Source organism: Pseudomonas sp. ITEM 17296, from assembly GCF_028895205.1.
GTDB lineage: Bacteria > Pseudomonadota > Gammaproteobacteria > Pseudomonadales > Pseudomonadaceae > Aquipseudomonas > Aquipseudomonas kermanshahensis.
This window is the reverse complement of record NZ_WJRS01000011.1, coordinates 94,590-107,857: the sequence shown is the minus strand read 5'-3', so window position 1 is coordinate 107,857 and position 13,268 is coordinate 94,590. Positions and strand designations below refer to the sequence as shown.

9 protein-coding genes and 1 pseudogene are annotated in these 13,268 nt (G+C 64.0%); 5 read left to right on the top strand and 5 right to left on the bottom strand.

Annotated elements, in window-relative coordinates:
- Window positions 1–20: 20 nt before the first annotated feature.
- The 3 genes from GIB19_RS14565 to GIB19_RS14555 all read right to left on the bottom strand — a co-directional run bounded on the left by GIB19_RS14565 (window position 21) and on the right by GIB19_RS14555 (window position 2,652).
- Entirely contained in the window at window positions 21–494 is a 474-nt protein-coding gene (locus tag GIB19_RS14565) for a MarR family winged helix-turn-helix transcriptional regulator (protein WP_099429125.1), read from the bottom strand.
- A 121-nt stretch (window positions 495–615) separates the two neighbouring features.
- Window positions 616–1,233 (bottom strand): response regulator transcription factor, encoded by a 618-nt coding sequence (locus GIB19_RS14560; protein ID WP_274886967.1) that lies wholly within the window; start codon window positions 1,231–1,233, stop codon window positions 616–618.
- A 12-nt stretch (window positions 1,234–1,245) separates the two neighbouring features.
- A complete protein-coding gene (locus tag GIB19_RS14555; protein ID WP_274886966.1) occupies window positions 1,246–2,652 on the bottom strand; it encodes a sensor histidine kinase in 1,407 nt (468 codons plus the stop codon).
- 195 nt (window positions 2,653–2,847) lie between these two features.
- Between GIB19_RS14555 and GIB19_RS14550 the strand changes: the two genes are divergently transcribed.
- From GIB19_RS14550 to GIB19_RS14540, 3 genes are all read left to right on the top strand, one after another.
- Window positions 2,848–4,470: an acyl-CoA synthetase gene (locus GIB19_RS14550; RefSeq protein ID WP_274886965.1), complete on the top strand. Its 1,623-nt coding sequence runs from the start codon at window positions 2,848–2,850 to the stop codon at window positions 4,468–4,470.
- 141 nt (window positions 4,471–4,611) lie between these two features.
- A complete protein-coding gene (locus GIB19_RS14545) occupies window positions 4,612–6,381 on the top strand; it encodes an acyl-CoA dehydrogenase C-terminal domain-containing protein (RefSeq protein ID WP_265968881.1) in 1,770 nt (589 codons plus the stop codon).
- A gap of 170 nt (window positions 6,382–6,551) precedes the next feature.
- Entirely contained in the window at window positions 6,552–7,559 is a 1,008-nt protein-coding gene (locus GIB19_RS14540; RefSeq protein ID WP_274886961.1) for a FecR family protein, read from the top strand.
- Window positions 7,560–7,571: 12 nt separating this feature from the next.
- Here GIB19_RS14540 and GIB19_RS14535 read toward each other — a convergent pair whose 3' ends face one another.
- Complete coding sequence (locus GIB19_RS14535; protein ID WP_027593561.1) at window positions 7,572–8,891, bottom strand: Na+/H+ antiporter family protein; 1,320 nt, start codon at window positions 8,889–8,891, stop codon at window positions 7,572–7,574.
- Between the two features lie 187 nt (window positions 8,892–9,078).
- Between GIB19_RS14535 and GIB19_RS28450 the strand changes: the two are divergent.
- Together GIB19_RS28450 and GIB19_RS28445 are read left to right on the top strand one after the other, a co-directional pair.
- Window positions 9,079–10,365: pseudogene (locus GIB19_RS28450) on the top strand (HAMP domain-containing protein); the annotation flags it as partial.
- Window positions 10,366–10,467: 102 nt separating this feature from the next.
- Window positions 10,468–11,223 carry a methyl-accepting chemotaxis protein gene (locus GIB19_RS28445; RefSeq protein ID WP_371097434.1) on the top strand — a complete coding sequence of 252 codons (756 nt, stop codon included), beginning with the start codon at window positions 10,468–10,470 and terminating at the stop codon, window positions 11,221–11,223.
- A gap of 32 nt (window positions 11,224–11,255) precedes the next feature.
- On the opposite strand, the gene GIB19_RS14525 is transcribed toward GIB19_RS28445, so the two are convergent.
- The gene (locus tag GIB19_RS14525) at window positions 11,256–13,172 is read right to left on the bottom strand and encodes a S8 family serine peptidase (RefSeq protein ID WP_274886958.1); all 1,917 of its coding nucleotides are present in this window, start codon (window positions 13,170–13,172) and stop codon (window positions 11,256–11,258) included.
- Window positions 13,173–13,268: the final 96 nt, after the last annotated feature.

Genomic DNA, 13,268 nt, shown 5'->3' with positions numbered 1-13,268 from the left:
TGGATAATGCGTAACAGGGGTCAACGATCGCCAAAGCGGCGGATCGTCAAAGGGTCGCCAGCGCTGAGCAGCACCTTGGCCAACAAGCGCTCGAGCGTCTTGAGCTCTTCGGGTTGCAGTGCGCCGCACAATTCGTTCATCGCTGCCGCACCGATTTCTGGCAGCCGGTCCGCCAGGCGCTGGCCATCGGCGGTCAAGGCCAGGCGAACCTGGCGTCGGTCGTCGGCGCAGCGGTTGCGCAGGATCAGGCCCTTCTGCTCGAGGCGGTCGAGCATGCGGGTCATCGAACCGCTGTCCAGGCCCAGGTAGCGGCACAGCTCGGCCGGGGTGTCCACCTGGTACTGGGTGACGATGATCAACACCTTGAACTGCGCGGCGGTGACGCCCTCTGATTCGAGGTGCCAGTCGAGAATGCGGTCCTTGAGGATCGCCGCGCGGCCCAGCAGCATGCCGATGGCACAGGTCTGGAAGTTTTCTGGAGAGAAATGCGCCATGGAGTCTGCCCGGGTAATTGTTTAAAAATATTACTGCCTAGGCAGTGAATGTCAAAGCCTTGATTAGGGTGCTATGCAAAATTTCATGAATTTGCATAGCCCGGACCTTTGTGGGCCGCCCCTACCTCAACGCTGGCACAGCGCCGCAAGCGATCGCCATGCCTACCAGTTCCGCCAGGCTTCCTGCTTGCAGCCGTTTCATCACCCGCCCCCGGTACAGGTCAACGGTCTTCACGCTAACCCCGAGGCGCTCGGCGATCTCGCGGTTGTTCAAGCCCTGAGCCAACGGCACGAACACATCGCGCTCCCGTGGCGTCAGGCCATCGACCCGCGCCTGAACCTGGGCCAACGCCTGGTCGCCCTGACGCGCGCGCCCTGCCCGCTCCAATGCCGCCTGCACACTGTCGAGCAGCAACTGGTCGCTGTAGGGTTTCTCGATGAAATCGCAGGCACCCGCCTTGAACGCCCTAACCACGATCGGCACGTCGGCATGGCCACTGACAAAGATCACCGGCAGGTCCAGGCCCCGGTCCTTCATCAACTGCTGCACCGCCAGCCCGCCCAGCCCAGGCATGCGCACATCCAACAGCACACAGGCCGGCCCGTCATCGATGCACGCGTCCAGAAACGCCTGCCCACCGGCAAACGACAGGGCCTCGAGCCCCACCGACTGCAGCAGCCAGACTGTGGAATCACGCATGCCCTGGTCGTCGTCGACCACATACACCTTCGCTTGCACCCTGACCTCCCGTTATTCCCTGCTCACTGCCAAGCGGCAGCACAACACCAACCCACCGTTCGCGCCCGCACGTGCCCATAAGCTGCCACCAAAGCCTTCGATGAGGCTGCGGCTCATGCTCAGGCCCAGCCCTAGGCCATCAGCCTTGCTGGTGGTGAACGGGGTAAAGATTTCATCCAGGCGCTCGGCCGCCACGCCCGGCCCTTGGTCCGTCACCTCGACCAACACGCCGTCGCCTTCGCGCACGGCGCCCAGCAGGATACGTGAGGGCCGTTCGCCCTGCTGTTCGCGATTGGCATCGATGGCATTGCGCAGCAGGTTCAGCAGCACCTGCTCCAGCAACACCCGGTCGGCATACACCGCCGGCAATTGCGCGCTCATGCGCAGTTCGATGCTGACCTGGTCACGCGCCGCCTCCCAGGCACACAGGCGCATGGCTTCATTGGCCACATCGAGCATGTCGAGCGCTTGCAGCCGGCGGGGCCCTTTACGCAGGAACACACGTAGCCGGCGGATCACCTGCGCGGCGTGGGTAGCCTGCTCGGTGATGCGCTGCAGCCCCTGGCCGACCCGCTCACGCGCCTGCGGGTCGCGCTCCACGCCTTGCAGGTAACGCTGGCTGGCGTTGGCATAGTTGACCACCGCCGCCAACGGCTGATTGATCTCGTGGGCGATGCCCGAGGCCAGCTCGCCCAAAGTGGCCAGCCGCGCGCTGTGGGCCAGGCTCTCCTGGGCCTCGATGCGCAGGGTGATATCCCGGGAGACACTGACGATTTCCACCACTGCCCCGGTGTAGGTCTCGCGGATAGCGCGGCTGGCGATCTCGAACCAGCGGTAGCCGCCCGCCGCCTGGCGCACCCGGCAGGTCATGGTGTGGTAGCCGTCCTGGTCCAGGGCAGCAGCAGCCTGGGCCAGCACCTGGCGGCGTTCACGCGGGTGCAGCAAGGTCCGCACGGCCATGCCCCGCAGTTGCTCGGGCCATCGGCCCAACAGGCGGAAAGCCGCCGGCGAGGCGTCGAGGAAGCGCCCGTCAGGGCTGTGCCGGGAGATCAGGTCCGTGGTGTTCTCGATGATCAAGCGGTACAGGCGCCGGGCGCGGCTGGCTTCGCGTGCACCCTGGCGTTCGGTGCTGGCGTCACGGCAGCGGCCAAGTACCTGCTGGCCCTGGTCGTCAGGGATAAAGGTCCACAGCACGATGCGCTCGCCAACCTGTACTTCCACGTCGGCAATTGCCCGGTGCTGCCGCAGGCAGGCCCGCACCAGCGCGGCGCAGTTGGCCGGTAGCCAGGCCGCCAGCGGCGGGCCTTCCTGCAGCAAGGCCTGCAAGGCCGGGTTGGTGGCCAGCGGCCTGGCATCGGCGGCCAGCAACAGGCTGGGCTGTGGGTCTTTGGCGAGCAAGGGAGACAGGGTCTTGTCCACGGCGTGCAACTCGTTGTTATAGTAGTTTTACTATATTGCTATAGTCGATATTCCATCTACCATAGCGACTCGCGTAAAACTGCGACAGGGGAAAGCGGCCAACCGTACGCTTTTCCACACCCTGAACAGAGCTAACAATCAGCCACCGGGGGTCACGCGCACAGGCTGCGCTTGCCTCCCCTACAGGATTACCGCATGTCGATCTATGCCCAGGGCCTGATGCCCGCTGCCGTCAACCATGTCGCCCTCACCCCATTGAGCTTCATCGAACGCACCGCTGCGGTGTACGGTAACTACCCGGCTGTCATCCATGGCGCCATCCGCCGCAACTGGCAGGAAACCTACCAACGCTGCCGGCGCCTGGCCAGTGCCCTGGTGGGGCGCGGCATCGGCCGTGGCGACACGGTCGCGGTGATGCTGCCAAACACCCCGGCCATGCTCGAAGCGCACTTCGGCGTGCCCATGACCGGTGCGGTGCTCAACACCCTCAACGTTCGCCTGGACGCCGAAGCCATCGCCTTCATGCTGCAACACGGCGAGGCCAAGGTGCTGATCACCGATCGCGAGTTCCACACGGTCATCGAAGCCGCCCTGGCCTTGCTCGAACACCCGCCCCTGGTGGTCGACGTCGATGACCCGGAGTACGGCGAAGGCCGCGCGGTCAGCGCGCTTGACTACGAAGCCCTGCTGGCCGAGGGCGACCCGGAATTTGCCTGGGAATGGCCCGATGACGAATGGCAGGCCATTTCGCTCAACTACACCTCCGGCACCACCGGCAACCCCAAGGGCGTGGTCTACCACCATCGCGGTGCCTACCTCAACGCGCTGGGCAACCAGATGACTTGGGCCATGGGCCACCGCCCGGTGTACCTGTGGACCCTGCCCATGTTCCACTGCAACGGCTGGTGCTACCCCTGGACCATCACCGCCTTGGCCGGGACCCACGTGTTCCTGCGCCGGGTCGACCCGCAAAAGATCCTAACCCTGATCCGCGAACACCGGGTCACCCACCTGTGCGGCGCGCCCATCGTGCTCAACGCCCTGGTCAACATGCCTGAGGCCGCCAAAGCTGCCATTGAGCACCCGGTGCAGGCCATGGTCGCAGGCGCCGCGCCACCCGCCAAGGTGATTGGCGCGGTGGAAGAAATGGGCATCCAGGTGACCCACACCTACGGCCTGACCGAGGTGTACGGCCCGGTAACGGTCTGCGCCTGGCATGAGGAATGGGACGCGCTGCCGCTGGAAGCGCGCGCGCGCATCAAGTCCCGCCAGGGCGTGCGCTACCCGACGCTCGACGGCCTCATGGTCGCCGACCCGCAAACCCTCGCCCCGGTGCCGCGCGACGGCAACACCCTGGGCGAGATCTTCATGCGCGGCAACACGGTGATGAAGGGTTACCTGAAAAACCCTGAGGCCACGGCCGAGGCCTTCCGCGGCGGCTGGTTCCACACTGGCGACCTGGCAGTCTGGCATGCCGATGGCTATGTCGAGATCAAGGACCGGCTCAAGGACATCATCATTTCCGGTGGCGAAAACATCTCCACCATCGAAGTCGAAGACGCCCTCTACAAACACCCAGCGGTGCTGGAAGCCGCCGTGGTGGCGCGCCCCGACGACAAATGGGGCGAAACGCCCTGCGCCTTCGTGGCACTCAAGCCTGGCCGGGAAGACACCCGCGAAGCCGACATCACCCACTGGTGCCGTGAGCACCTGGCAGGGTTCAAAGTGCCGAAGACCGTGATTTTTGGCGAGCTGCCCAAGACCTCCACCGGCAAGGTCCAGAAGTACGTCCTGCGCGACCGCGCCAAAGCCCTTTAAGGCTGTAACTGCCTCTTCGCGGGTAAACCCGCTCCCACAAGAACAGCGCCGTTCTTGGGAACTGCATTAAACCGGTGGGAGCGGGTTTACCCGCGAAGAGGCCCGGCCAGACAACCTATAACTCACTTCTTCGAGCCGACGATGCCCCACTACACCGCCCCACTGCGCGACATGCGCTTCATCCTCCACGATGTGTTGCAGGGCCCTGCCCTGTGGGCACGCCTGCCCGCCCTGGCCGAGCGCATCGACGCCGACACAGCCGATGCCATCCTCGAAGAAGCGGCCAAGGTCACCAGCCAGCTGATCGCCCCGCTCAGCCGCAACGGTGACGAGCAGGGTGTGCATTTCGAAGCCGGCCAGGTCACCACCCCGGATGGCTTCCGCGACGCCTGGCACACCTACCGGGAGGGTGGCTGGGTTGGCCTGGGCGGCAACCCCGAGCATGGCGGCATGGGCATGCCGAAGATGCTGGGCGTGCTGTTCGAAGAAATGCTCTACGCCGCCGACTGCAGTTTCAGCCTGTATTCGGCCTTGAGTGCCGGCAGTTGCCTGGCAATCGATGCCCACGCGAGCGAAACACTCAAGGCCAGCTACCTGCCGCCGCTCTATGAAGGCCGTTGGGCCGGCACCATGTGCCTGACCGAACCCCACGCCGGCACTGACCTAGGGTTGATCCGCACCCGCGCAGAACCCCAGGCCGATGGCAGCTACCGCATCAGTGGCAGCAAGATTTTCATCACCGGCGGCGAGCAGGACCTGACCGAAAACATCGTCCACCTGGTGTTGGCCAAGTTGCCGGATGCACCGGCGGGGGCTAAAGGCATCTCGCTATTCCTGGTGCCCAAGTACCACGTCAATGCCGATGGCAGCCTGGGCGAACGCAACGCCGTGCAGTGCGGGTCGATCGAGCACAAGATGGGCATCAAGGCCTCGGCCACCTGCGTGATGAACTTCGATGGCGCCATCGGCCACCTGGTCGGCGATGCGAACAAGGGTCTGGCGGCCATGTTCACCATGATGAACTACGAGCGGCTGTCCATTGGCATCCAAGGTATCGGCTGCGCCGAAGCGTCGTACCAGAGCGCCGCACGCTACGCCAACGAACGCCTGCAAAGCCGTGCCGCCACGGGCCCGCAGGCGAAGGACAAGGTGGCCGACCCGATCATCCAGCATGGCGATGTGCGGCGCATGCTGCTGACCATGCGCACGCTTACCGAGGGTGGCCGGGCCTTTGCGGCGTACGTGGGGCAACAGCTGGACCTGGCCCGCTACGCCGAAGACGCCGGAGAACGCGAACATGCCCAGCGTCTGGTGGCACTGCTGACGCCCGTGGCCAAGGCGTTTTTCACCGACAATGGCCTGGAAAGCTGCGTGCTCGGCCAGCAGGTGTATGGCGGCCATGGCTACATCCGCGAATGGGGCCAGGAACAACGCGTGCGCGACGTGCGTATCGCACAGATTTATGAGGGCACCAACGGCATCCAGGCCCTCGACCTGCTCGGGCGCAAGGTGCTGGCAGACGGTGGCCAGGCGCTGGCCAGTTTCACCGCCGAAGTGCGCGCCTTTAGCGTTGCCGCGCCACTGTACCGCGAAGCCCTGCAAGCCAGTGTTGCGCGTCTGGAAGCCACCAGCGCCTGGCTGCGGGCACGCGCAAGCCAGGACGCCAACCTGGTCAGCAGCGTGGCCGTGGAGTATTTGCACCTGTTCGGCCTGACCGCCTACGCCTACATGTGGGCGCGCATGGCCGCCGTGGCGCAGGCCAAGCGCGAACAAGACCCGGCCTTCCATGAGGCGAAACTGGCGTGTGCAGCGTTCTTCTTCCAGCGCGTGTTGCCACGCAGCCTGGGGCTGGAAGCCAGTATCCAGGCCGGCAGCGCGAGCCTGTACGGGTTGACTGCGGAACAGTTCTGATAAGCGTGGGGGCGTAAAGCGCCCCCAGGCACTGCCCGCGAAGGGTTCTCAAACGCTGAAATTCCATTGCAAATCCGACGAAAAACCGGCACAACTGATAGTCATTCGCCATTACCTCGGTTCTCGGGAACCCTCTAGCAAGGGTAGAATGCGCAAAACCCGGAGCCGCAATGAATCACGACCGCCTCAATCCCAGCCCAGACGATGCCATTACCGACGCCGCCGCGCATTGGTGCATGCGCCTGCACGCCGATGATTGCACGGCGGCAGAGCGCGAGGCGTTCGCCCGCTGGCTGGCGGCTGACCCACGGCACGCCGAGGAATACCAAGCGATGCTGGAAATCTGGCAGACCGCCGACCTGCTGCCACGCAACGCGACCGTGGTCGATTTCAACCCGCCGTCACGCCAGGCCGCACGCGTTCGCAACTGGCGCCCGCTGGCCTCGGCTGCTGCCATCGCCCTGGCGGTACTGCCGTTGGCAGGCTGGATGGGCTGGGAACAAGGTTGGCTGCCCAACCATTACCAGCACTTCGAAGCCAGCGACCGGATGCAGACAGTAGAGCTGAGCGACGGCAGCACGGTGCAGCTCAACCTCAATACCGAGTTGACATACCTCAACTTCAAGGACCAGCGCCAGGTTACCCTCAAGCGCGGCGAGGCGTTCTTCAAGGTCCAGCACGACAGTGCGCACCCCTTCATCGTCCACGCTGGCCGCGGCCAGACCCGGGTAACCGGCACCCAGTTCAACGTCTGGAAGTACCAGGACCAGGTCAAGGTCACCTTGGTGGAGGGTTCGGTGCTGGTGTCCAGCGACGGCAGTGCCGGCGGCTACCGCCTGGGCCCTGGGATGCAGGCCAGCTATCACAAGGGCGATTTCGAGCCGCAATTGGCGCAAAGCGACGATTACGGCAATGCCCTGGCTTGGCGCAATGGCAAGCTGGTGCTCGATAACCTGAGCCTGGAACAGGCGTTGCCAGTGATCAACCGCTACCTCGACGCCCCGCTGCTGCTGGCCGATGCCAGCACCGGGCGGATCCGCATCAGCGGCATCTATAACACCCGCGAAGTCGGGCGCCTGGTCAACAACCTGCCCAAGGTGCTGCCGGTCTACCTGACCCGCAGCAAGGACGGCAGCACAGTCCTCAACAGGATCTCGCCGCCGCCCGACAAGGGCTGACGCCCTCCCGCCTTACAGCGTCATCGCCGCCAACCAGCCAAACGCCAGCAGCGGCAGGTTGTAGTGGATGAAGGTCGGCACCACCGTGTCCCAGATGTGGTGGTGCTGGCCGTCCACGTTCAGGCCCGAGGTCGGGCCCAAGGTCGAGTCCGACGCGGGCGAACCTGCATCCCCCAATGCCCCGGCGGTACCCACGATGCACACCGTGGCCACGGGGTCGAAGCCCAGTTGCACGCACAGCGGCACGAAGATCGCCGCCAGAATCGGCACGGTGGAGAACGACGAGCCGATGCCCATGGTCACCAGCAAACCCACCAGCAGCATGAGCAAGGCGCCGACGCCCTTGCTGTGGTCGATCCACTGCGCCGATGTCTCGACCAGGCTCTTGACCTCGCCGGTGGCCTTCATCACGTCGGCAAAACCCGACGCAGCAATCATGATGAAGCCGATCATGGCCATCATCTTCATGCCTTCGGTGAACAGGTCGTCAGTGTCTTTCCAGCGCACGATGCCCGACAGCGAGAAGATCAGGAACCCGACCATGGCGCCAATGATCATCGAGTCCAGCAACAGCTGCACGATAAACGCCGCCGCGATCGCCAGGCCAGCGACCATCAGGGTCAATGGGTTGTATTGCACGCTGACCTGCTCGACCTGCTCGATACGCGCCAGGTCGTAGTCGCGCTTCTTGCGGTAGCTGAAGAACACCGCCAGCAACAGGCCGGCGAGCATGCCCGCCGCCGGAATGGCCATGGCATGGGTGACATTGACGCCGCTCACATCGACCCCGGCGCGGGCGACGTTGGCCAGCAGGATCTCGTTGAGGAAGATGTTGCCAAAGCCCACCGGCAGAAACATGTACGGGGTGATCAGGCCAAAGGTGATCACGCAGGCGATCAGCCGACGGTCGATGCGCAGACGCGTCAACACATACAGCAGCGGCGGCACCAGCAGCGGGATGAAGGCGATGTGAATGGGCAGGATATTCTGCGACGACACCGCCACCACCAGCATCAGGCCGATCATCATCCACTTCACCTTGCCGCCATTGGCATGGCCCTGGCGGTCGATCATGGCCAAGGCCCGATCGGCCAGGGCGTGCGCCAGCCCTGACTTGGCGATGGCCACGGCAAAGGCGCCCAGCAGCGCATACGACAATGCCACGGTGGCGCCGCCACCCAGCCCGCCATTGAAGGCCTTCAGCGTGCCCTCGATGCCCAAGCCGCCGACCAGGCCGCCGACCAAGGCACCAATGATCAGGGCGATGACCACGTGTACCCGCGACAGGCTGAGTATCAGCATGATGCCGACCGCGGCGATCACTGCATTCATGGTTGGCTTACCTCATAAGGACAGAAAAAAAGCGCGCACTCTGAAGCAGCGGGCGGCAGATGTCAAAAGTGCCATGTTGCGGCGCATTACTCAGCCCCGCCTTAATTTAAATTGAACGTTTGAATAAAGAAAAAAGCGCGATGGCCGACACAGTCGACAGCCAGAACTATTACAAGGGATTCGCCCCATGCCTTTGCGACAACTTTCCATCCAGTGGAAGATCACCCTGCTCGCCGGTCTGTGCCTGGCCGGCATCGTCACCCTGCTCGTCGGCCTTTCGCTGTACCGCATGGACCACAGCTCGGACCTGGTCAAGGCGAGCAGCATGCAGATGCTCACCGATGCGGCCCAAGGGCGCATCGAGTCGCAAGGTGAAGTGCAAGCCTTGAACATTCGCCGTCAATTCATGGACGCCTATCAGTACGGCGCCGGCTTCGCCCGCCAGGTGCTGTTCCTGCGCGAGCAGGCCGAAAAGCGCTTCCTCGACGCCTACGACCTGCGCGAGGACATGACCCGCCAAGTGCGCGCCGCGTTGCAGGCCAACCCTGACCTGCTCGGCATGTCGCTGGTGTTCGAGCCCAACGCCCTGGGCCACAAGGACAACCTGTTCACTGCCAAGCCAGAGCTGGGCAGCAACGAAACCGGGCGTTTCGCGCTGTACTGGTCGCAACCACGTGCCGGCCAGCTGACCGCCATGGCCCTGCCTGAACATGACATGGCCAACACCGAGGTCGGCCCCAGCGGCCAGCCCGCCAACACGTGGTGGGTGTGCCCGCGCAGCAGCGGCAAGGTCTGCGTGGTGGAGCCCTACTTCTATGACATCGATGGCCAGCGGGTGCTGATGACCAGCATCGTCTTCCCCCTGGCCGTCAACGGCAAGGTGATCGCCACCCTGTCGATCGACATCAACCTCAACAGCCTGCAGGCCTTGACCCAGAATGCCAGCCGCAGCCTGTACGAAGGCCGCACCACCGTGGGCATTCTCAGCCCGGTGGGCCTGTTGGCCGGTTACAGCGCCGATGCCGGCAAGCTGGCCCAGCGCTTCGACCAGGTCGACACGACCAAGGGCGCCGAACTGGTGCGCAAGCTGGCCGAGGGCAAGCTGAGCATCCTGCACGACCAGCAACGCCTCAAGGTGTTGGCGGCTTTCGAGCCGATCCCCGGCGCCCAGCCCTGGGGCGTGCTTCTGGACGTGCCGGAAAACGCCCTGACCGGGCCCGCCGAAACGTTGAAACAGGAACTCGATGCACTGAACACCAGTGGCACCTTGCTGGAGCTGGGCCTGGGCCTGGCCGCTGCAATCGCAGGCCTGCTGCTGGTGTGGCTGATGGCGCGTGGTGTGACCCGGCCGATTCTGGGCGTGGCAGCGATGCTCAAGGACATCGCCAGTGGCGAAGGTGACCTGACCCGCCGCCTGACCTACCAGAAGCAGGACGAACTGGGCGAGTTGGCCGGTTGGTTCAACCGCTTCCTCGACAAGCTGCAGCCCACCATTGCCGAGGTCAAACGTTCGGTGCAGGCCGCCCGTGGCACGGCTGACCAGTCCTCGGCGATCGCCAGCGAGACCAGCGCTGGCATGGAGCAGCAGTACCGCCAGGTTGACCAGGTGGCGACCGCCTCGCACGAAATGAGCGCCACCGCGCAGGACGTTGCCCGCAGCGCTGCCCAGGCTGCGCAGGCAGCGCGCGAGGCCGACCAGGCCACCCGCGAGGGCCTGGCCGTGATCGACCGCACCACCCACAGCATCGATGCCTTGGCCGCCGACATGAACAACGCCATGGCCGAAGTCGAGGGCCTGGCGCAGAACAGCGAAAAAATCGGCTCGGTGCTGGAAGTGATCCGCTCGATTGCAGAGCAGACCAACCTGTTGGCACTCAACGCTGCAATCGAAGCCGCCCGCGCCGGTGAGGCCGGCCGTGGCTTTGCCGTGGTCGCCGATGAAGTGCGCAACCTCGCCCGGCGCACCCAGGAGTCGGTGGAAGAAACCCGTCAGGTGATCGAGGCCTTGCAGGCCGGTACCCGCGAAGTGGTCGGTGCCATGGACAACAGCCACCGCCAGGCCCAGGGTGGCGTGGAGCAGGTCGGCCAGGCCGTCACAGCACTGCAGCGCATCGGCCAGGCAGTGACGGTGATCACCGACATGAACCTGCAGATCGCTTCGGCCGCCGAAGAACAAAGCGCGGTGGCCGAAGAGATCAACAGCAATGTCGCAACCATTCGCGATGTCACTGAATCGCTGTCAGGGCAAGCCAACGAGTCGGCTCGGGTCAGCCAGTCGCTCAACAGCCTGGCCAATCAACAACAGGCGCTGATGGATCAATTCCGCGTCTGATGCGTTAGAGGCCGGTGCTTGCCGGCCTCACCTCAAGGTTCGAAGCGGCCGTTGCCAAGTATGCGATCGAGCATGACCAGCGCACCGTGCACGTTGGGCCTGGCCCCCATTGGCAGTACATCGGTACCCGGCTCGGTGGCGTCTTCATACCCGGACGCCATGACCAGCAGGTGCATCTGGTCGGCATTCAGGTAGACGTGATGGTGCTCCATGGCATAGGACTGGATCAGACTCAGTGCGCCCGTCACCATGGGAGTTGCACTGGAGGTGCCGGCGTAGTTCTCGGAGTAGTCCCTGTTTTCACCCGGTAAGTCCTGCAAGTCACCTCTGGACAGGGTCACTACGCTGTCGCCCCAGCCATTGAGCATGCGATGGCGGTAGCGGTAGTTGGAGTACGTGTGGGGCTTGCCGCTGTACGATTGGCACGCGCCAATCAAGATGACTCCGGCGTCGCCGTAGTCGTCGAAGTAGGGCCAATTGGCAAGGTCGACGCCCTGGTTGGCTTGAGTCCCTTGTTGCGCCAGGGTCTTGCTGCTGCCATTGGCCGCCGCGTTGACCACCACAGCGCCGCGCTGGGTCAGTTGCTGCATCACTGTCCACCAGGCCTTGTCGTGCACGGACGGCAGCAGGGTGCTCAATACTGCGGGGTTGGCGGATTGACGATTGATGGCGACAATATCCCCGGGTTCCACGTTGCGCAGCAGGTCTTTGAGCACCTGATTGTTGCCGTGAATATCCTTGGAGCGGTTGTGGTACAGGTACAATTCGCTGTCGTGACTGACCCCCGTTGCCCCAAACCCATTGCGCGTTGCCAGGATGATCCCCACAGAGGCAGTCCCATGCTTGGGATCGTCGTTGGGCGCTAGCGACACGATCTTCAGGTCAGGGTTGCCCCGCAGGTCCTCGTGTTCCGCAAACAACCCGCCGTCACTGAAATGGATCCGCGAGCCTCGCCCAGTTACCCCCCCGGCCCAGGCCTTGCGCACGTTCAGCCCTTTCCATCTTGGGCCTGGTGCATCGAGGTAATGCTGGCGAGGCTCGAAGTCGGGCGTGGGCTGGGCATTTTCGTGGGCTCGATTGCCCGCCACCACGGCGGCGCCGGTCAACAGCGTGGCTACCACCGCCGCCGCGCCAAGCAAGATCAGGTTTGGCTCGGCGCTGGCTTGCAGAAAGAGCATGGACTGCACGTACTCCAGCGCGGCCAGGGTCTTGAGCAGTGCGAGGTAAGTGTCGTTGAGCATGCTCGGCGGCTGCTCCAGATAGCAGAACGTGCGTAATGCCTGAAGCCGATCGTCATGCTGCTCCTGCTCATCCAGAACAGGCCGGGGGGTAAGCACGGTATTCAGATTCGGCCAATAACGAACCAGTACCGAGCCTGACTCGGGCTGCAGATCATCAAGCAGCCGTTGGTAGCCACCCGCTTCGAACGCGATAACCAGCGTGGGGTACGCGGCACCTGGCGCCACTGCCGCAAGGCCTTGCGCGAGCTGCTCACGAGGTTCGTATTCGCGGCTGCTCTGGCCCACCTCACGCTTGCCTCGCCCGCCCGCAGATGGCAGCGGTATTTTTTCGAGCACGCGTCGGTTCAACTCCTCGGCCTTGATCTCGAGCACCAAGGGCGGCAAGTCAATGATCCCGGCAGCGCCGGTAGGCCGGTTCATGGCCCGGGCATGTTCATCCAACAGGACGACTCTTGGCCGGATGCTATAGACACCTGACGCTTCTTCGGCGATCAACGTGGCCGGGCATCCATGGTCCCCCAAGCGGCCAGTGTGTACCTCGGACTGTACCGAAACCCCTCTGAACGACACCGCACCCTCAGGCCCGGCCCGCTCCAGCTCGTAGCGAATACGGCTGACCTTGTGCAGGTCTGCACCCATGCACCGAACGTGAAATTTTCCATCGAAACAGAAGTTGCGGTAATAGACGAAACTCAAATCAAGGGTCATCAGGAATGCCTCGCGCCGTGGGCCAAGTGTGCTGCCGAAATGGCAACGCACACTCTTGCAACCGCGCGCCACGGGGCACAGAGAGAGCGCCTTCCC

What these genes read in the sequence shown, in the direction of transcription:
- GIB19_RS14525 (WP_274886958.1), bottom strand. Translation starts at nt 13,172, where the DNA reads ATGACCCTTGATTTGAGTTTCGTCTATTACCGCAACTTCTGTTTCGAT.
- GIB19_RS14540 (WP_274886961.1), top strand. Translation starts at nt 6,552, where the DNA reads ATGAATCACGACCGCCTCAATCCCAGCCCAGACGATGCCATTACCGAC.
- GIB19_RS14545 (WP_265968881.1), top strand. Translation starts at nt 4,612, where the DNA reads ATGCCCCACTACACCGCCCCACTGCGCGACATGCGCTTCATCCTCCAC.
- GIB19_RS14535 (WP_027593561.1), bottom strand. Translation starts at nt 8,891, where the DNA reads ATGAATGCAGTGATCGCCGCGGTCGGCATCATGCTGATACTCAGCCTG.
- GIB19_RS14565 (WP_099429125.1), bottom strand. Translation starts at nt 494, where the DNA reads ATGGCGCATTTCTCTCCAGAAAACTTCCAGACCTGTGCCATCGGCATG.
- GIB19_RS14550 (WP_274886965.1), top strand. Translation starts at nt 2,848, where the DNA reads ATGTCGATCTATGCCCAGGGCCTGATGCCCGCTGCCGTCAACCATGTC.
- GIB19_RS28445 (WP_371097434.1), top strand. Translation starts at nt 10,468, where the DNA reads ATGGAGCAGCAGTACCGCCAGGTTGACCAGGTGGCGACCGCCTCGCAC.